Genomic DNA, 19135 nt, shown 5'->3' on the forward strand with positions numbered 1-19135 from the left:
CCCATAAAATACTAGATTTTTAGAATCCCGATTACAATCAAAATAATGCCAGGAATGAATGAAAATTTATGGACCCATCCGCTTTTAGAAAATATGGACCCCACCTGCATTCCCATAAACACAAACAGAGAGCTCATAACGGCGACCGTTATTGCCAGGTAGTAAGGTGAGTACCCCAGCATAGCTGCACCAATCCCCGCTCCAAATGCATCAAGTGATAGGGCCAGCCCGAGCATTAGTGCTTCAATTCCTGTAATGGCACCGGATTTGTCAAAATCGGCGGACATTGGCTTTTTTAGAATATTAATGACAAGCCCAAGAGATTTGATTTCCAGATTTACAATTGTCTTTTCATGCGGGAGGACATCCTTCACCTTTTCCGGCCTAAAAAATTGATATATGACCCAGGCACCTAGACAAATCAGAATGACTCCCCCTAAACTTTCAGCTGAAGCCGGAGACAGAATGGCTTCTATTAAATGGCCGATTGTCATGGCGGCCATTAATGTGAGTGCTGAACAGCAAGCGATTATACTGATCGATTTAAATGGTATGCTCATTTTTCTTAAACCATATGTTAAACCGACACTGAAACTGTCAAGACTGACAGCAAAAGCAAGTATCAAAAGTGAGAAAATATGCGCCATAGAATAGAGCTCCTCCCTGTCAATCGCTACGATAGTATATGGAAGGAGCCCATCCAATGTTATTCGAAACACAGTTAAGCTCTATTCGGAATTATTATTTTCTCTGGCAAGCCGGACAATAGACTGTTCCCCTGCCTCCAGTTATGATCCGCTCAAGTGTGCTTCCGCAGACTTTGCAATCTTCCCCTTTTCGCCCGTAAACAAAAAGCTCTAGCTGGAACATGCCAATTTGCCCCTGGGAATTAACATAGGAGCGAATGGTGCTCCCTCCTTTATCTACCGCTTCTCTAAGGGTATCTGCAATTTCTTTGTGAAGTGTCTCAAATTCGCTTCTTGTTAAGCTATTTGCCGCTCTTTCAGGATGAATACGTGAACGGAATAAAGCCTCATCCACATATATATTGCCAAGCCCTACGATCGTTTTCTGATCGAGAAGCGCAGTTTTGACATGGCGGGAGGTCCTGGAAAGTCTGGCAGCCAGATAGTCCACCGTAAATTCTTCTGCAAATGGTTCCGGTCCCAGATGTGACAAAGGTAGTGTCTTAAGTTCTTCACCCTTTGCATATAGGTGCATCGTTCCAAATTTACGGACATCTTTGTATCTGAGTTCAGTATCATCTGTAAAGTGAAAAATCACATGAGTGTGTTTTTCAACAGGTTCTTCTTTAGCGTAAAGGCCGTACCTGCCCTCCATTCTCAGGTGTGATACTAGTGCATACTCATTGGTATAGAGGATTAGGAATTTCCCTCTCCTCCCAATATCCTGAAAGGTTTGGCATGCTAAAGCATCCTTGAATTGCGCAAGCTCTTCGGGATGCTTAACCATTTTTGGCCAGAAAACCGATACATGTGAAATGGTTTTGCCGACCACCAATTCCTGCAATGTTCTTCTGACTGTTTCCACTTCAGGAAGTTCGGGCATGGTTATCCCTCCTTTGTCATGCATTTTCTGCATACAAAATACAGTTTACAGTTATTTCGCATCAAACCATGTGGGGCCATAGGAGTAATCAACTTTGAGCGGAACTTTCAGTTCTACTGTATTTTCCATTACCTCCGGCACGATTTTTATGAGTGTTTCTATTTCATCCTCTGGTGCTTCAAAGATCAGTTCATCGTGAACGGATAGCAGAAGGCGTGCTTTGAGTTCTTCTTTTCTTAAGCGGTCAGCCATGTCAATCATGGCTTTTTTAATAATATCTGCAGCACTTCCCTGAATTGGTGTGTTCATAGCGGTGCGTTCTGCAAAGCTTCGCAGGTTGAAGTTCCGGCTTGTAATTTCAGGCAGATATCTCCTTCTGTGAAGAAGGGTTGAGACATATCCTTTCTGTTTTGCCTCATGGATGATATCGTCCATGTACTGCTTAACACCCGGATAGCTTTCAAGATACCTGTCAATAAATTTTCCGGCTTCTTTCCGTGTGATGCCAAGGCTCTGGGAAAGACCGTAATCACTGATTCCGTATACTATCCCAAAGTTGACTGCCTTAGCATGGCGCCGCATATTGGACGTAACTTCATCGGCATTAACGTGGAATACTTCCATTGCCGTTTTGGTGTGAATATCCATATCTTCTATAAAGGCTTCGATCAGCTTTTCATCATCTGCAATATGAGCCAGCACTCTCAATTCAATCTGTGAATAGTCTGCAGCAAAGATAGCCCAGCCGGGTTCTGATGGGACAAATGCCTGCCTGATTTTTCGCCCTTCCTCCAGACGGATGGGAATGTTTTGCAGGTTCGGATCTGTTGAGCTTAATCTTCCTGTCTGTGTAAGAGCCTGATTGAACCTCGTGTGGACTTTGCCTGTTTCTTTATTAACTACCTTCAGCAGGCCTTCAATATAAGTGGACTGAAGCTTGCCAAGCTGGCGGTAGTGCAGGATATCCCGGATTATTTCATGATCATTTTCAAGTTTTTCCAGAACGTCTGCCGAAGTGGAATAGCCTGTCTTCGTTTTTTTAATGACTGGCAGCCCCAATTTTTCAAAAAGGATTACACCGAGCTGTTTGGGAGAATTGATATTAAAGGCTTCTCCGGCAAGACCATGTATCCGCTTTTCAATTTCATCTAATTTGGAGAGCAGATCCTGTCCCATTGTCCTCAGGCGTCCTAAATCCACTTTAACTCCAGTTGATTCCATATCTGCTAATATTAAAGAAAGTGGCATTTCCAGGTCATAAAACAGCTCGGATTGCTGGTTTTCCTTTAAATCACTATCAAGCTTTTCCCTCAATGTCATCAAGGCTGCTGCTTTTCTTGCTAAATGTCCGCCAAGTTCTTTTTCTTCCGGAATCCGTCTTTTTGCTCCTTTACCGTAGAATGCTTCATCAGATTGAATAGCATGATAGCCATGATTTTTTGCTATAGACGCTATATCCTCAATAGTCTGAGACGGGTTAATAATATATGAAGCAATATAAAGATCAAAATCTGCTCCCTTTAAATGAACCCCATGATGCCGCAGTGACACTTCAGACCTTTTTGCATCATACACTGTCTTCTTTTTCGTTTCATCTTCAGCCCATCTTATAAAAACATCTGACTCCAGTGCCTTATCTTTGGAGAAGAAGAAATTTCCTTTTTCATTCGCAACGGAAAAACCAATGATGTCTGCATAGTGGTAATTATCCTCTAGAAGCTCGACATAAAATGCATTTTCATCAGAAAACATATCTTCTTTAATTTCATCTGCTATGCTAAATTTAATTTCATCCAAATTCTCTTCGATTGCTTCAGTGTCCCCGCCGATTTTTTCAAGCAGCGAGTTAAAGCCAAGTTCTTTAAAGATGCCTATAACTTTCTCTTTTTCAAAACCTTCATATTCAATGTCTTCAATTTTTATTTCAACGGGGGCTTCCCTCGTGATAGTAGCAAGTTCTTTACTCATTAAAGCTTGATCTCTGTATTCTTCCAGCTTTTCTTTCAGTTTTTTTCCATTCACCTTATCAACAGATTCCAAGAGCTCTTCAATGGTCCCAAACTCTTTCAGCAATTTAAGAGCTGTTTTTTCGCCAACTCCCGGCACACCCGGAATATTATCTGAACTGTCACCCATCAGGCCTTTCATATCAATAATCCTGTCAGGTGTGATTCCGTATTTCTCATCTATATGAGCCGGCGTGTATTCTTCAATATCTGTAATTCCTTTGCGGGTGATGCTGACTGTGACAGAATCGGAACTTAACTGTGTTAAATCCTTATCCCCTGATATAACTTTAACTTCATAGCCATCTTTTTCGGCATGCAGGGACAGTGTTCCTATGATATCATCCGCTTCATAATTTTCCAGTTCATATCTGGAGATTCCATAAGCATCCAAAAGCTCTCTTATATAAGGAAACTGTTCTGATAGTTCAGGCGGGGTTTTCTGCCGGCCACCTTTATATTCGCTAAAGGTTTTATGGCGGAAGGTTGTTTTTCCGGCATCGAACGCCACAAGGAGATGAGTCGGTTTTTCATCCTCCAGAATCCTCTGCAGCATCATGGTAAATCCGTAAACAGCATTGGTATGTATTCCTTTATCATTGTTTAAGAGCGGCAAAGCAAAAAACGCCCGATAAGCGATGCTGTTGCCATCTATCAGAACAAGCTTTTTTTTATCCAACTAATATCTCCTCCTTATTAGAAAAGCGGAAGCGCCTTGTCCACCCCCGACAAGCACAAGACGAGCCTCCCGGAAAGGCGTCCTTTGCCTTTTTGGAGGATTGGCTTGTGACCTCGAGGGGGTAGGCGCTGCAGCTAGACACTGGTCTAACATGAAAAGCGCAAGTGACCTTGCCCACAATAAATAAGCCGTTATTTTCCTTTATTCTATCATGAGCAGATAGAGAAAGAAAAATAACGGCTTCCATTTAAATGCTATTTAATTAGTATTCCCCATCAGCAGACGGGCATATGGTGAATCAGAAGGCAGAACAATTACAGTCTCACCATTGATGGTCTTTTTATAGGATTCAAGTGTCCTGAATAAGGAATAGAATTCAGGATCTTTTGAGAAGGCTTCATTGTAGACCTTCGCAGCTCCAGCTTCCCCTTCTGCCCGAATGACTTCAGCATCTGCCTGGGCCTTCGCAAGCATTTCCCTTACGGTCCTGTCTGTTTCAGCAATAATAACATTCTTCTGGGCATCACCCCTGGACAGATATTCCTGGGCTGTAGACTGGCGCTCGGAAATCATTCGAGTATACACAGAGTGTTCATTTTCAGACGGCAGGTCAGTCCTTTTAATCCGAACATCTGTTACTGTGATTCCATAATTATCATTTGCAAGTAATTCATTCACTTTTGTGGTGATTTGATCATTCAATGATCCTCGTGAAGATTTTTCATCATTAATGATTTCTTCATAATTCAACCGGCCCAGTTCGGAGCGGGTCACGGAGTAGATGAACTCTTCCATTCTGGCCTCCGCTCCCTCCAATGTTCTGGCGTTTGAGATCATTTTCTTCGGATCTTCAATCTTCCAGACAGCATAGTTATCGATAATCATGACTTTTTTGTCCTTTGTATTGATTTCAGCTTCAGACACGTCATAAGTCATTTGATATTTTGGAAGTGTGGTAACACTTTGGATGAATGGTATTTTAAACGCTAATCCAGGTTCTTTCTCTATCCTGACCACCTCTCCAAATTGACGGATAACCTTGTATTCCCCTTCCTTTACAATAAACAGGTTGCTGAACAATATCCCTAATCCTGCAATGATGAGGACCAAGATAATTCCTAGTTTGGAATAGCTTCTCCACTTGAAATTTCCACCCCGTTCATTGATATTCACAATATTTTGATCACTCATTATCCGTGCCTCCCTCCTCTTTCGGTTTAGCCTGTTCTTTTTCTAGAGGCCTGATTGGGAAATACTTCATAGTGTTTCCATCGTCATTCATAATGTAAATCTCTGCACCCGGAAGAACCTGCTCAAGCGTTTCAATAACAAGACGCTCTCTTGTTATATCAGGATTATTTTTATACTCCCCATACAATTTATTAAAGACTGCTACATCTCCACGTGCTCTTTCGAGTCTGGCTGCCTTTTCCCCATTTGCTTTAGAGATAAGGGCTTCTTTCTCACCTTCTGCTTCATTCATTCTCTGATTCTTATATTTATTTGCTTCATTTTTTTTAGTATTAGCGGTTTCCCTCGCATCGGTTACATCTGTAAAAGCTTTTCTTACATCCTCATTCGGCAGTTCGACATCCTGGAGTTTTACAGCAAGAATGGATATGCCAATATCATATTTACCAATTAAAGTGGTTAGGAGTTCTCTGACATCCGCTTCGATATCTGCTTTACCTGAAGTCAGCGCGTCATCTATCTTAGATCCTCCGATAATACTTCTTAAGGATGAGGAAGTAGCATCATACAGAATTTCTTCCGGCGCTTCAGCATTATAAAGGTATTTTTCCGGATCAGTAATTTTCCATTGTACAACCAGATCTGCAAGAACGATATTTTCATCCCCGGTTATCATCTTTGTCTCATCTGGAAAATCCTTTATTTTTCCATCTTTTTCTTCATATCCAAACTGCAGTGAAAAGGTTTCCTTCGAAAGCTTCTCCACGCTTTGGACAGGCCACGGCAGCTTAAAATGTAGTCCCGGCTCCGTAATGCCTTCCTCAACTTTTCCAAATGTTAAAATGACTGCCTGATCTGATTCATCGACGGTATACCATGTTGTAAAGGCAACTATACTTAAAATAACAATTGCGATAATTAGCCCTGCGATTGTATAAATCCGCTTTAAACTGATCATCTCTCTCTCCCCTTCCATGCACTTTCTATAACTTTTCATACGATTTATTTACGTAAAGGTTTCATAAATATGACAAAAGTTTAAAAAAAGAGGGAAAGTCGTAAAAAAATGACAAAGGCGAAAGCGGGGTCAGCTCTCACCTTTGTCTATGCTTCTTGGTTGAAGGGGGTTTAACAATTATGATTTTATCAGCAAAATGTAAAGGGAACATAAATCTCCTGTAAAAATAATGTTAAGTTAATCCTGCCACTCCATCCATTTTTTCCTACAGCTTTTTCTGAAGTTCAATAATAAAGGCGGTGCCTTTGCCGACCTCGCTTTTTACTGAGATGGTTCCCTTATGTGCTTCAATGAGATGCTTTACGATAGCAAGCCCAAGCCCTGTTCCGCCGGAATTCCTGCTTCTGGCCTTATCAACCCGATAAAAACGTTCAAAGATTCGCGGAATTTCTCTTGCTTCAATTCCAATCCCCGTATCCCTTATTTCGGTTAAAACTGTGCTGCCTGTATCTGCGGACGAAATATAGACGACCCCTTGATTTGGCGTATATGAAATTGCATTTGATATGATATTTATAAATACCTGCTTAAGCCGGTGAACATCCCCTTCAATACATACAGGTTTATCCATTTTCTTATATTCCAAGACTATTTCCTTTTCCGCTGCTTTTCCTTTCATGATGGCTACCACATCTTCGAGCACATCAGCCAGATCCAGCTGCTGAATGGACAAGCTAAAGCTTTGTTTTTCAATTTTCGACAGATCCAGCAATTCCTGAATAAGAGATTGCAGGCGATCACTTTCCTTTAAAATGATGTTGAGGAACTCATTAAGAGTCTGTTTGTTTTCCATTGCACCATCCAAAAGAGTTTCAGAGAAGCCCTTTATAGAGGTAACAGGTGTTTTCAACTCATGAGAAACATTCGCTACAAAATCCTTCCTCATCTGCTCAAGCTTCTTCAGTTCTGTAATATCATGAAAAACCAGCAATATCCCTTTCCATTCATCATTCGTGCCGATAATCGGAACTCCATATACTTCAAAATAACGTCTTTCGATATTGACCGGAATAATGAGCTGTTTTTTTACTTTCTGCTCGGTCATGAAAATTTCTTCGATCACTTCGGTTATACCCTTATGTTCTATCACTTCATAATAAAGCTTGTAAAGGTATTCGGAGGGATTGACATTGAAAACCTCTTTATAAGGCCGGTTCACTAAATTAATATAGCCTCTGCTGTCAATTAGAATCAAACCGCTTCCCATGTTTTCAATTAGAGCACCAAGTCTGTCCTGCTGCATTTCCTGGGATTTCACCATTTCCTGAAGATTTCTCGCCAGTACATTGATAGACTTACTCAGCATACCTATTTCATCTTCTTGATCTTCATATGTCCTTGCCCGATAGTTTCCCTTAGTAAGTTCAATCGCTACCTGTGTTGCAGACTCGATAGGCTTTGTATATCGTGCCATAATTCTTGATCCGAGCAGAATAATCATAAACAACGACAGCCCAAGGCTGACAGCTAAAATCCACCAAATCTGCTGATAAGCTTTTTGGAATTCAGCCAGCTTTGTGCTCAAGAAAATATAGCCTTCCATCTCGCCATTTACCCTGACCGGATGCCAATAATAGTGCAGATTAAACCCTCCTGCCACTTCCCATCCTGATTCATGTGCTGATTTCTTTTTTAACACTTCAAATATGATTTCCTGGTGCCTGTTTTGCGTTGTCTCACTTGTTATGCTGCTATCCATTAATATTCTGCCCTTGCTGTCAGTAGCAGTTACATGCACATCAAGTATGTCACCAAGCTCATTGATTCTCTCAATACTGATGGATCCAATTCCTCCATTGCCCTCAATATAGCTGGCCGCCATTTCAGTCTCTTTTTGGAGACGTGCATCAAATGTATTTAAATAATAGCTTTTAAAAAGCTGGCCTAAAAGAAGGCCTAATGCAATTAATACAACCAGAATTAATGATAGCAATGCGAAGAGGAGTCGGGTGCGAAAGGTAGTCATTCGCCTTTAGGCTCCTCCAATTTGTAGCCCAGTCCGCGAATGGTCTTAATATATACAGGTTTTTTGGTGTTTGCTTCAATTTTCTCTCTTAAATGGCTAATATGTACATCAACGATTCTCGTGTCTCCTGCAAAATCATAATTCCAGACTGCACTTAGCAGCTGATCCCTTGTAAGGACACGGCTTTTATTCTTGGCAAGATACAATAGCAATTCAAATTCCTTCGGAGTTAATTCAAGGAGTTCTTCTTCAAAATAAGCTTCATAATGCTGTGGAAAGATTTTAAGACCGCCAATCCTAAAAGAATCACCCACTTCTGCTTTCTCTTCGAAAGCTTCAGGCACAAATTGTGTTCTCCGCATGATCGCTTTAACTCTGGCAACCACTTCCCGCGGGCTGAAAGGTTTTGTCATGTAATCATCTGCACCCAGTTCAAGACCAAGAACCTTATCAAACTCATCATCCCTGGCCGTCAGCATTAAAATAGGCGTCGCTATTTTCTGCTGTCTAAGCTGTTTGCATACTTCTATTCCATCAAGTTTTGGCAGCATAAGATCAAGTACAATAAGATCCGGCTTTTCAGAAATGGCCAGTTCTTTGCCCGCTTGGCCATCCATGGCTGTAAGTACTTCATAGCCCGCTTGCTGAAGGTTGTATTGAAGTAAAGTTACGATAGATTGTTCGTCATCTACAACTAGAATTTTCTTATCCATGTGATCCTCCGAGTGAATGAATTACCCCTCATTGTACTACAATTGGTTGACTTTCACTTATATAAAGCAGGTATCCCTCCTGCCTATTAAACCCTTATTTTCCACATATCTTTATTATAATATAATTCATGATTTTTTTCGGGTCAATTGCTGGAAAGGAAGGATTTCATCAAAAAAGATGTGCATATGCTGCACATCTTTTCACTATCAGAAATTATCCAAAGCATTTCCATCCATAGGCTGAGGCTTATATGGCGGGCATACAAGGAGCTGACCATTAATAACCGTCTGGTCCTCTTCATTTGTTCCCTGGACCTTAATTTGCACGGTATGATTTGATGCGTTCACTTCTGTTACTTCAAATAAAAATTGAACCGTACCATAATGATAGACGGGCTTCGTGTACTCGATTTCCTGTTTTAGAACATGGCTTCCGGGACCCGGCAAATATTTTGATATGGAAGAGTTTATGATGCCATTCAGCATAACACTTGGTACAATTGGTTTTTTATAAGGTGTTTGTGAAGCATAATCATGCTGAATATATAAAGGGTTTGCATCGTTTGTCAGGCCCAGGTACAGCAAAAGATCCTTATCTTCTATTTTTTCTGTTAGCGTCAATTTTTCGCCCACAGATATTTCTTCAATGGTTCTTCCCAATTTTCTTTTTTTTCCAAGCAGCATAGCTAAGCACCTCCGAGTGTTGTAACCGTTTACATAATTTCTGTAAAAAATAGACTATTAAATATTTTAAATTATTCAGTCTATTCGCTCTATGATATCATTTTATACTATTTCCCAAAAGGGCTTCCAGTAAAAAAAATCCGGGAGAAAATTCCCGGATTTTCTTCACTTAGATTAGATCATCCTAGTAAGCTAATACTTCCATTACCTTGCGAACTGAATCTGCCGACTTATCGAGGGCAGCTTTTTCTTCACTTGTCAGTTCAAGCTCTATTACTTTTTCAATTCCGTTTGCTCCAAGGATTGCAGGCACACCCAGATAGATTCCTTCGTAGCCATATTCTCCTTCAAGGTAAGCAATAGAAGGCAGTACGCGACGCTGATCTTTAAGGATAGCTTCACACATTTCCACAAGGGAAGCTGCTGGAGCATAGTATGCACTCCCATTGCCTAATAAGTTGACGATTTCTCCTCCGCCTTTGCGTGTACGCTCGACAATCGCATCCAGACGATCTTTAGAAATTAATGATTCTAAAGGAATACCGCCAGCATATGAATAGCGGACTAGCGGAACCATGTCATCACCATGTCCGCCAAGTACAAATCCTGTAATGTCTTTAACAGACAAATTCAGTTCCTGCGCGACAAATGTCCGGAAACGGGCTGTGTCAAGAACACCTGACTGCCCAATTACACGATTTTTCGGGAAGCCTGATTCCTTGAAAACTGTATAGGTCATTGCATCTACTGGATTAGTCAGCACAACAATATAGCTATTTGGAGAATGTTTTGCAATCTCCTGAGCTACACTTTTCATGATCTTCTGGTTCGTTTGTACAAGGTCATCACGGCTCATGCCCGGCTTTCGTGCAATGCCTGCTGTAATAACTACAATGTCGGAGTCTTGTGTATCTTCATAACTTGAAGTTCCTGTGATATTCGAATCGAATCCCTGAACAGGACTTGCTTCAAGCATATCAAGAGCTTTTCCCTTTGTAGGGTTTTCCATTTGCGGAATATCTACCAATACGACATCCCCAAGTTCCTTTTGAGCTAGTAAGAATGCAGTCGTTGCTCCAGTAAATCCTCCACCGATTACAGAAATCTTTTTGCGTTTCAATGACATGAGCAGTTCCTCCTTTTGGAAATGAAAGTTTCAGGATTTGCATCTTGTATGTAAGAGGCTGTTTCAAGGAACAGCCTTCCTATATACACAATTTCAGAGAATCGCCAGCTGCCCGGCAAAAGAAGTTTCTTCAGGGAAGTACACACAAAGTATCCTGCATGAATAATATATTAATCAAAAGCGCCTTTTATTAAAGGCGCTTTTAATACTTTTTTATCGCAGTCTAACGGGCAGTAAGGCCCCCACTTCAAGTCAGTGGAATCAAAGGAGGATAAGTGGGGTTAAACTGCCCGTAAAGGCCGATTGGTTCAACTAACAATCAGTGGAAAACCACCCCTGATTATAAGTTTCACTTTATTCCATGTTTTTAATTAGTTCGTCGGCAAATTCAGAGCATTTCACTTCAGTTGCTCCATCCATTAGACGTGCAAAGTCATATGTTACAACTTTAGAAGCAATAGATTTCTCCATAGATTTAACGATCATGTTTGCAGCTTCGTTCCATCCAAGGTGCTCAAGCATTAATACACCTGAAAGAATAACAGATGAAGGATTAACCTTATCAAGACCGGCATACTTCGGAGCTGTACCATGTGTTGCTTCAAAGATCGCATGTCCAGTTTCATAGTTAATGTTGGCTCCAGGAGCAATACCAATTCCGCCTACCTGTGCAGCAAGTGCATCAGAAATATAATCACCATTCAAGTTCATTGTTGCAACAACATCAAACTCTTTTGGACGGGTAAGGATCTGCTGAAGGAAAATATCAGCAATCGCATCTTTAACAATAATTTTGCCGGCTGCTTCTGCATCTGCCTGTGCTTTGTTTGCAGCTTCAACACCCTGCTCATCCTTAATGCGGTCATATTGAGCCCAAGTGAATACTTTTTCTCCGTACTCTCTTTCAGCAAGCTCATAACCCCAGTTCTTAAAGGCACCTTCAGTAAATTTCATGATATTGCCTTTATGTACAAGTGTTAGGGATTTACGGCCTTCTTTAATGGCATATTCAATAGCAGCACGTACAAGGCGGCTGGTTCCCTCTTCTGAAACAGGCTTAATGCCGATGCCTGATGTTTCCGGGAAGCGGATTTTATTAACACCCATCTCATCTTGAAGGAATGAAATCAGTTTTTTAACCTCATCAGAGCCTTTAGCATACTCGATGCCCGCATAAATATCTTCAGTATTTTCACGGAAAATAACCATATCAGTATCCTGAGGGCGCTTGACTGGAGAAGGAACACCTTCAAACCAGCGAACCGGACGCAGACATACAAACAGGTCAAGCTCTTGGCGAAGCGCAACGTTTAGAGAACGGATTCCGCCGCCGATTGGTGTTGTTAATGGACCTTTAATAGCAATAAGATATTCATTGATCATATCAAGTGTCTCAGAAGGAAGCCACTCGCCAGTCTGGTTGAATGCTTTTTCTCCTGCTAACACTTCTTTCCAGACAAGCTTGCGCTCACCATTATATGCTTTTTCTACAGATGCATCCAATACACGGGAAGCTGCCGCCCAAATATCAGGACCTGTTCCGTCTCCCTCGATAAAAGGAACGATTGGGTTGTTTGGTACGTTTAGTACACCATTAGTAACTGTGATTTTTTCACCTTGCATTGTTATACCCTCCATTTTGAAAAGTGCATGCATCAGCCTTTTTATTTATTTAGTCTTCCGTTCGGCTCAATGCTGCATCAGTATATCAGATTCAAAGGCTAGAAAGCATTTGCCCCTAACCTTTTCCCTGCTCTCTCTATTACAGCAATTTTTCGATAAAAAGTAAAATGCTGAGTAGTTATTTTAGTTTTTTTAATCTGTTTTTTCAGCCTATTAAAGACTTCTTTGCTCTACTGGCACGTATTTTTGCATTCCCGGGCCTGTATAGTCTGCACGCGGGCGGATCAGACGGTTATTTTCATATTGCTCGAGAATATGAGCCAGCCAGCCAGATACACGGCTTACAGCAAAAATCGGCGTGAACAGGTCATGGTCGATTCCCAGACTGTGATAAACAGACGCAGAATAGAAGTCGACATTTGGCGGAAGTTTTTTCTCCCCGGTAACGATCGCTTCAATTTGCGTGGACATTTCGTACCAGTGTGGTTCTCCGGTAAGCTCTGTAAGCTTTTTAGACATTTCCCTTAAGTGCTTGGCACGAGGATCGCCCTGACGGTAAACACGGTGGCCAAAGCCCATGATTTTCTCTTTCTTTTCAAGCTTTTCACGAATATACGGCTCAACATTTTCAAGAGTGCCGATATCAGTAAGCATCTTCATTACCGCCTCATTGGCACCGCCATGCAAGGGTCCTTTTAATGCGCCAATAGCCGCTGTAACTCCTGAATAAATATCAGACAAAGTAGCTACACATACCCGTGCAGTGAACGTGGAGGCATTCAATTCATGGTCCGCATGAAGAACCAGCGCTTTATTAAATGCTTCAATTGCGATTGCTTCTGGCTCTTCGCCTGCAAGCATGTATAGGAAGTTGGCTGCAAATCCAAGATCTGTTCTAGGAGCAATTGGTTCAAGACCTTTTCTTACTCTTGCAAATGCCGTAACGATAGCAGGCATTTTAGCTTGAAGGCGAATTGCTTTTTTATAGTTTGCTTCTACATCCATCTGGTCTGCTTCTTCATCATAAAGTCCCAATAGAGATACTGCAGAACGAAGGGCAGCCATTGGATGCACTTTGTCAATTGGATATGTTTTAAAATGGTTCAGAACTTCCTCTGGAAGAGAGTAGTTTGCTGCAAGCTGACTCTTTAACTCATCCAGTTGGGCTTGAGTAGGAAGCTTTCTGTGCCATAAAAGATAAATAACCTCTTCAAAGCTTGCATTTTCAGCCAAATCATCAATATTGTAGCCAGCATAGGTTAATGTATCGTCTATGATGGAGCTGATAGACGAAGTAGTAGCTACTACCCCTTCAAGACCGCGTGTTACTGTCATACCGAATCTCTCCTTTACATAATAAAATTTCCCCATACCCATTTTTGTCTGTACATTAAACATAAGTAAGCCGAACCTGTCTTTCATCTTTCAGAAAAGCTTCCTCGTCATGTCCACATTCTGTTTTATCTATTTGGGACACTTTTATAGGGCTGCAGGACAGCCATTAAAAGCCGGCTTTATAGCCGATCTACAGACCAAATTTATGAAAGGTGAAACCTTCACGAACTCCCGATATATGGAAGAAATAAACTGGTTTAATCGAGCGGTTGCTCGGTACTCTCTGAAAAAAAAAGAAAATGCTTACATTTTTCCAAAAATGAAAAATAAATATATTAATAACATTTTAATAGAGCTTAACTGAATTTAATAGATACCGTAAAATAGGTTGCGCTTACAAGTCCTATTATAAACAATTATCTGACTTTTGTGAATGAAAAGCACTTAATTTGTTAAAAAATATTATTTTTCAAGAAAAGTTTATTTACATTTTTGCCCGATGGCAATGAAGGAATCTAAGAACATTCATTTAAAAAGCTCAAAGACTTTCATTGCCATATATGCGATCCCTGCTCCTATTAGAGGACCAACAGCAATGCCTTTAAAAAGGGAGACAGCAAGAATAGTCCCCAGGACAAGAGCAGTTGTAATATGGGGATCTTCAGCCAGCAATACGATGCCGCCTTTTGCCAGAAGAGCAACTGCAATCCCTGAGACTAGAGCAACCCACGCATACGGGGATTTAAATGCCCCTCCTAAATCCCGGAAGCCTATTTCACCACTGGCTATAGGTGCAAGGACAGCAATGGTAATAATAGTTACACCCCAGTTAATTCCCTTGGACTGCAGGAATGAAAAGGCTTTTAAATCCAGGCCGGCTACTTTAAGGATAATCAAAACAAAGACAGCAATGATCAGTGATTGATTTTTTGCAGTTAAACCTATCCCCAGCAATAGAAACAAAAAAATGAGTGATTGGGAAAACATCTGCTAATTCACCTGCCAGCTTTCTATATTATCGTAACATAATTTAAATCAATTTAATAATTTCCGGGTTCTTTGCCGGATATTTTAAAATAGAATAAGTACTAATAGAATATATCTAATTATTTTTAGCTCTTGAAAAAATGATGTATGATATTACTAATAACATTACATAAAGTGAAACTTCAATCAGTGGGGGGATCCTTATCCCCCACTGATTGTTAGTTGAACCAATCGGGCCTTTACGGGCAGTTTGCCGCCCACTTATCCTCTTTTTGGTTCCTCTGAGTTTTAAAGTGGGGGCTTACTGCCCGTTAGACTGCGATAAGGTGAAACTTCAATCAGTGGGGGGGGATCCTTATCCCCCACTGATTGTTAGTTGAACCAATCGGGCCTTTACGGGCAGTTTGCCGCCCACTTATCCTCTTTTGGTTCCTCTAAGTTTTAAAGTGGGGGCTTACTGCCCGTTAGACTGCGATAAGGTGAAACTTCAATCAGTGGGGGGGATCCTTATCCCCCACTGATTGTTAGTTGAACCAATCGGGCCTTTACGGGCAGTTTGCCGCCCACTTATCCTCTTTTGGTTCCTCTGAGTTTTAAAGTGGGGGCTTACTGCCCGTTAGACTGCGATAAAATAAACCTGCTATGACTTAGTCTGTTCAAATTAAATAAGGAGGCTATTACTTGAACCCGGCATATATCTATCGGACCGTAAGATTTTTCTTTGTCATTGGAGTGGTGATCTTAAGTCTCTATGCTTTCTTATATTTATCCAAAGTGACTTATCCTTTTATTATCGGACTGGCTATTGCCTTTCTGATTAACCCCTTGGTTAATATAATGGAGGTTAAATGGAAAATTCCAAGGGTTCTCGCAGTCCTCATTGCACTGATTCTTATCTTTGCCATTTTTGCCGGATTAATCACTTTACTGGTCGCAGAGATCGTATCAGGTGCGGATTATTTGGCAGAAGTCGTTCCGCAGCACCTCGATACCTTAATTGATTTTGTTGAGCAGTTCTTTGCAGGGCAGATCATCCCTCTTTATAATCAGCTGGCAAGTTTATTTAATAATCTGGGAACAGGACAGCAGGATACCATAATGACGAATATAGAAAACGTCGGGAAGCAATTTGGCTCTACACTGGGAGATTTTATCCAGGCGTTTTTCGAGAAAATCCCTAACATTCTTTCATGGTTTCCCAATGCTGCCACTGTCCTGATCTTCTCGCTGCTGGCCACTTTTTTTATCAGTAAGGATTGGCACAGACTTTCAGGTATATTCAGCCGCATGCTGCCCAGCCGCGCAAAGAAAAGTGGCAGAACCATATTTGCTGATCTGCAGAAGGCTTTATTTGGTTTCTTTAAGGCACAGGCTACTTTAGTATCTATTACTACAGTTATCATACTTATCGGGCTTCTGATTCTGCGTGTCGATTACGCCATCACAATAGCACTAGTGACTGGCCTTGTCGATATTATTCCCTATCTTGGAACAGGACTGATTTTTGTGCCGTGGATTATATATGAGGCAATCGGCGGAGAAATGAGCAGGGCACTCGGGCTCGGCATTCTTTATATCATCGTTTTGGTCCAGCGCCAGATAATGGAGCCAAAGATTCTTTCTTCAAGCATCGGGCTTGATCCTTTAGCTACCCTGATTGCTTTATTTGCCGGTTTTAAACTGATTGGCTTTCTGGGCCTAATTGCAGGCCCGGTTACTCTTGTACTCATCACTACTCTTCATAAAGCTGGAGTATTCAGGGATATTTGGATGTTTATAAAAGGCACTGAAGAAGCCGATTAGGATGAAAACCTGTGCATCGCCATCAGTCAATATGATTATAATCCTCCATTAAAATTAACAAGCCGCTCCTGTACATCGGAGCGGCTTTATATATAGTTACTTTTACCGGATTATCGTGATTGTTCCTTTGTTCATCCATTTTTTCAGCCCTATATAAAGCATGTTTTTAAGGACTTTTCTTGCAGAAGGAAGAAGCAAAGTAAATCCTAATGCATCCGTAATGAAACCGGGTGCCAGAAGCATTATACCCCCAATAAGGATGCAGGCTCCTTCAAGTATAGTGTCACCAGGCATTTGCCCGCAGCGCAGCTGTTCCTGGATTTTTCTGATTGTTTCCAGACCCTGTTTTTTAGCGAGATAAGCACCGAGAACACCTGTAAGCAGGATAATCGCAAGTGTAGGCCATAGCCCAATGGTATTGCCTGAAAGAAGTAAAAATCCAATTTCAGCAGCTGGAACGATAATCATCAGCAAGAGAATGTAGCGCATGAAGCCACCTCTATTTTTTTTAGATTTACCATTATTATATCAAACTAGGCACTGAGAATATAACTATTTGTCCTGCATAGAAAAAAGGAAGGGTGCCCCTTCCTTTTACAAATCCAAATTATAATACACTTGCGTGGCCGTTATAAATTACACCCCGCTGAGAATCAACAGTGATTTCCTGCCCATCCATTAAAAGGGTTGTTGCATTTTCAACTCCTACAATGACAGGTATGCCAATATTAAGCCCGACAACAGCGGCATGGCTTGTAAGCCCGCCTTCTTCTGTAATAAGCGCACTGCATTTCTCAATCGCAGGCACCATTTCACGGTCTGAGCCAATCGTAACTAAAATAGAGCCTTCTGTTACCTTCGCTAATGCTTCCTCTGCATTTCTTGCTACAACTACTTTTCCAAAGGCTGATTTCCGTCCGATTCCTTGCGCCTTAGCAAGAATGTCTCCCACTACATGAATTTTCATTAAGTTGGTGGTTCCCGCTTCACCCACAGGAACACCTGCTGTAATTACAACTAAATCTCCTGAAGCAACAATTCCGCTGTTCAAGCTTTCTTCAACGGCGATATCAAGCATATCGTCTGTTGTAGCCGCTTTTTGGCCAATTTGAGGGTATACCCCCCATGTTAAAGATAAACGCCTTGACACATGATCATTAGAAGTAACGGCAACGATTGGTGCTTTAGGACGGTACTTGGAAATCATCCTTGCTGTATGGCCGCTTTCAGTTGGAGTGATAATTGCGTTGACATCCAGATTTAGAGCTGTATGTGCCACTGATTCTCCGATGGCATCAGTAATGTTATGCTCGTTATCTTTGCTGCGATTTGACAGAATCTCTTTATGATCTAATGCAGACTCCGCTCTTGAAGCAATGTTGTGCATAGTCTGCACAGCTTCAACAGGATAAGAGCCCGCAGCTGTCTCACCGGATAACATGATCGCATCAGTACCATCAAAAATGGCATTTGCTACATCACTTGCTTCTGCGCGTGTAGGACGCGGGTTACGCTGCATGGAATCTAGCATTTGCGTAGCAGTAATGACTGGTTTTCCCTGTGCATTGCATTTTTTAATTAATTGCTTTTGTACGAGTGGCACCTCTTCAGCTGGAATTTCCACTCCAAGGTCTCCGCGCGCTACCATTAGTCCATCAGAAATTTCAAGAATTTCTTCAATATTATCCACACCTTCCTGATTTTCAATCTTAGGAATGATGTTGATATATGATGCATTGTGCTCTTCAAGCAGCTGTCTGATTTCCAAAACATCAGTAGCTCTGCGGACAAAAGAAGCGGCAATGAAATCGACGCCCTGTTCAATACCAAAGATGATATCCTGTGCATCTTTCTCTGTTATGCCAGGAAGATTCACAGAAACACCTGGAACATTGACGCCTTTTTTATTTTTAAGCGTTCCGCTATTTAAAATTTTTGTGTAGATTTCACTGTTGGCCTTATCAATTTTTGTCACTTCCAAACCAATTAAACCGTCATCAAGCAAAATTTTGCTTCCTGTGTCCACATCATCAATTAGGCCTGCATAAGTAACAGAAAACTTTTCTGCTGTTCCTTCAACCTCGTTCATGGAAATAATAATGTTTTCTCCAGCTCTAAGTTCAATCGCGCCATCCACCATATTATTTGTGCGGATTTCAGGTCCTTTAGTGTCTAAAAGGATGGCTACAGTCTTGCCAGTCTTTGCTGAAGCTTCACGGATATTCTGAATTCTCTGGCCATGTTCCACGAAATCACCATGGGAAAAATTTAGCCGGGCAACATTCATTCCTGCTTCAATAAGCTGTGTTAACTTTTCAACACTTTCACTGGCAGGTCCAATAGTACAAACGATCTTCGTTTTACGCATTATAAATTACCTCCTGAATTAGTGCAGCTAGATTACCGGCACATACGACTTTGGGGAGCCGTGTGCG

Annotated in this window: 15 protein-coding genes; 1 reads left to right on the forward strand and 14 read right to left on the reverse strand. The window is 41.3% G+C overall.

Annotation, left to right across the window (positions count from 1 at the left end):
- Window positions 1-11: 11 nt before the first annotated feature.
- The 12 genes from ytaF to M3205_RS03465 form a co-directional block, all read right to left on the reverse strand.
- A complete protein-coding gene (gene ytaF, locus M3205_RS03410) occupies window positions 12-647 on the reverse strand; it encodes a sporulation membrane protein YtaF (protein ID WP_251168644.1) in 636 nt (211 codons plus the stop codon).
- Between the two features lie 94 nt (window positions 648-741).
- Window positions 742-1569 (reverse strand): DNA-formamidopyrimidine glycosylase, encoded by an 828-nt coding sequence (gene mutM / locus M3205_RS03415; RefSeq protein WP_251168645.1) that lies wholly within the window; start codon window positions 1567-1569, stop codon window positions 742-744.
- A 51-nt stretch (window positions 1570-1620) separates the two neighbouring features.
- Window positions 1621-4254 (reverse strand): DNA polymerase I, encoded by a 2634-nt coding sequence (polA, locus tag M3205_RS03420; protein ID WP_251168646.1) that lies wholly within the window; start codon window positions 4252-4254, stop codon window positions 1621-1623.
- A 258-nt stretch (window positions 4255-4512) separates the two neighbouring features.
- Entirely contained in the window at window positions 4513-5445 is a 933-nt protein-coding gene (gene hflC, locus M3205_RS03425) for a protease modulator HflC (RefSeq protein WP_251168647.1), read from the reverse strand.
- A complete protein-coding gene (gene hflK / locus M3205_RS03430) occupies window positions 5438-6403 on the reverse strand; it encodes an FtsH protease activity modulator HflK (protein ID WP_251168648.1) in 966 nt (321 codons plus the stop codon). The genes hflC and hflK overlap by 8 nt, the downstream gene beginning before the upstream one ends.
- Before the next feature lie 265 nt (window positions 6404-6668).
- Complete coding sequence (gene pnpS / locus M3205_RS03435; RefSeq protein WP_251168649.1) at window positions 6669-8429, reverse strand: two-component system histidine kinase PnpS; 1761 nt, start codon at window positions 8427-8429, stop codon at window positions 6669-6671.
- Complete coding sequence (locus M3205_RS03440) at window positions 8426-9142, reverse strand: response regulator transcription factor (RefSeq protein ID WP_251168650.1); 717 nt, start codon at window positions 9140-9142, stop codon at window positions 8426-8428. Before M3205_RS03440 ends, pnpS begins: the two co-directional genes overlap by 4 nt.
- 207 nt (window positions 9143-9349) lie before the next feature.
- On the reverse strand, window positions 9350-9826 hold the full coding sequence (locus tag M3205_RS03445) for a MaoC/PaaZ C-terminal domain-containing protein (protein ID WP_251168651.1): 477 nt from the start codon (window positions 9824-9826) through the stop codon (window positions 9350-9352).
- 184 nt (window positions 9827-10010) lie between these two features.
- Window positions 10011-10952, reverse strand: a complete 942-nt coding sequence (gene mdh, locus M3205_RS03450) for a malate dehydrogenase (RefSeq protein WP_076260697.1) — start codon at window positions 10950-10952, stop codon at window positions 10011-10013.
- 354 nt (window positions 10953-11306) lie between these two features.
- A complete protein-coding gene (gene icd, locus M3205_RS03455) occupies window positions 11307-12575 on the reverse strand; it encodes an NADP-dependent isocitrate dehydrogenase (RefSeq protein WP_095244902.1) in 1269 nt (422 codons plus the stop codon).
- Between the two features lie 213 nt (window positions 12576-12788).
- Window positions 12789-13910 (reverse strand): citrate synthase, encoded by a 1122-nt coding sequence (gene citZ, locus M3205_RS03460; protein ID WP_251168652.1) that lies wholly within the window; start codon window positions 13908-13910, stop codon window positions 12789-12791.
- A 525-nt stretch (window positions 13911-14435) separates the two neighbouring features.
- Window positions 14436-14897, reverse strand: a complete 462-nt coding sequence (locus M3205_RS03465; protein WP_251168653.1) for a DUF441 domain-containing protein — start codon at window positions 14895-14897, stop codon at window positions 14436-14438.
- 681 nt (window positions 14898-15578) lie between these two features.
- Between M3205_RS03465 and ytvI the strand changes: the two genes are divergently transcribed.
- Window positions 15579-16700, forward strand: a complete 1122-nt coding sequence (gene ytvI / locus M3205_RS03470) for a sporulation integral membrane protein YtvI (protein ID WP_251168654.1) — start codon at window positions 15579-15581, stop codon at window positions 16698-16700.
- A gap of 102 nt (window positions 16701-16802) precedes the next feature.
- Here ytvI and M3205_RS03475 read toward each other — a convergent pair whose 3' ends face one another.
- Both M3205_RS03475 and pyk read right to left on the reverse strand, forming a co-directional pair.
- Window positions 16803-17189, reverse strand: a complete 387-nt coding sequence (locus M3205_RS03475) for an FxsA family protein (protein ID WP_251168655.1) — start codon at window positions 17187-17189, stop codon at window positions 16803-16805.
- A 118-nt stretch (window positions 17190-17307) separates the two neighbouring features.
- Window positions 17308-19068 (reverse strand): pyruvate kinase, encoded by a 1761-nt coding sequence (gene pyk / locus M3205_RS03480; RefSeq protein ID WP_251168656.1) that lies wholly within the window; start codon window positions 19066-19068, stop codon window positions 17308-17310.
- Window positions 19069-19135: the final 67 nt, after the last annotated feature.

Source organism: Cytobacillus firmus, assembly GCF_023715565.1.
GTDB lineage: Bacteria > Bacillota > Bacilli > Bacillales > Cytobacillaceae > Cytobacillus > Cytobacillus firmus_C.

What these genes read in the sequence shown, in the direction of transcription:
- ytaF (WP_251168644.1), bottom strand. Translation starts at nt 647, where the DNA reads ATGGCGCATATTTTCTCACTTTTGATACTTGCTTTTGCTGTCAGTCTT.
- mutM (WP_251168645.1), bottom strand. Translation starts at nt 1,569, where the DNA reads ATGCCCGAACTTCCTGAAGTGGAAACAGTCAGAAGAACATTGCAGGAA.
- hflC (WP_251168647.1), bottom strand. Translation starts at nt 5,445, where the DNA reads ATGAGTGATCAAAATATTGTGAATATCAATGAACGGGGTGGAAATTTC.
- hflK (WP_251168648.1), bottom strand. Translation starts at nt 6,403, where the DNA reads ATGATCAGTTTAAAGCGGATTTATACAATCGCAGGGCTAATTATCGCA.
- pnpS (WP_251168649.1), bottom strand. Translation starts at nt 8,429, where the DNA reads ATGACTACCTTTCGCACCCGACTCCTCTTCGCATTGCTATCATTAATT.
- M3205_RS03440 (WP_251168650.1), bottom strand. Translation starts at nt 9,142, where the DNA reads ATGGATAAGAAAATTCTAGTTGTAGATGACGAACAATCTATCGTAACT.
- M3205_RS03445 (WP_251168651.1), bottom strand. Translation starts at nt 9,826, where the DNA reads ATGCTGCTTGGAAAAAAAAGAAAATTGGGAAGAACCATTGAAGAAATA.
- mdh (WP_076260697.1), bottom strand. Translation starts at nt 10,952, where the DNA reads ATGTCATTGAAACGCAAAAAGATTTCTGTAATCGGTGGAGGATTTACT.
- icd (WP_095244902.1), bottom strand. Translation starts at nt 12,575, where the DNA reads ATGCAAGGTGAAAAAATCACAGTTACTAATGGTGTACTAAACGTACCA.
- citZ (WP_251168652.1), bottom strand. Translation starts at nt 13,910, where the DNA reads ATGACAGTAACACGCGGTCTTGAAGGGGTAGTAGCTACTACTTCGTCT.
- M3205_RS03465 (WP_251168653.1), bottom strand. Translation starts at nt 14,897, where the DNA reads ATGTTTTCCCAATCACTCATTTTTTTGTTTCTATTGCTGGGGATAGGT.
- M3205_RS03475 (WP_251168655.1), bottom strand. Translation starts at nt 17,189, where the DNA reads ATGCGCTACATTCTCTTGCTGATGATTATCGTTCCAGCTGCTGAAATT.
- pyk (WP_251168656.1), bottom strand. Translation starts at nt 19,068, where the DNA reads ATGCGTAAAACGAAGATCGTTTGTACTATTGGACCTGCCAGTGAAAGT.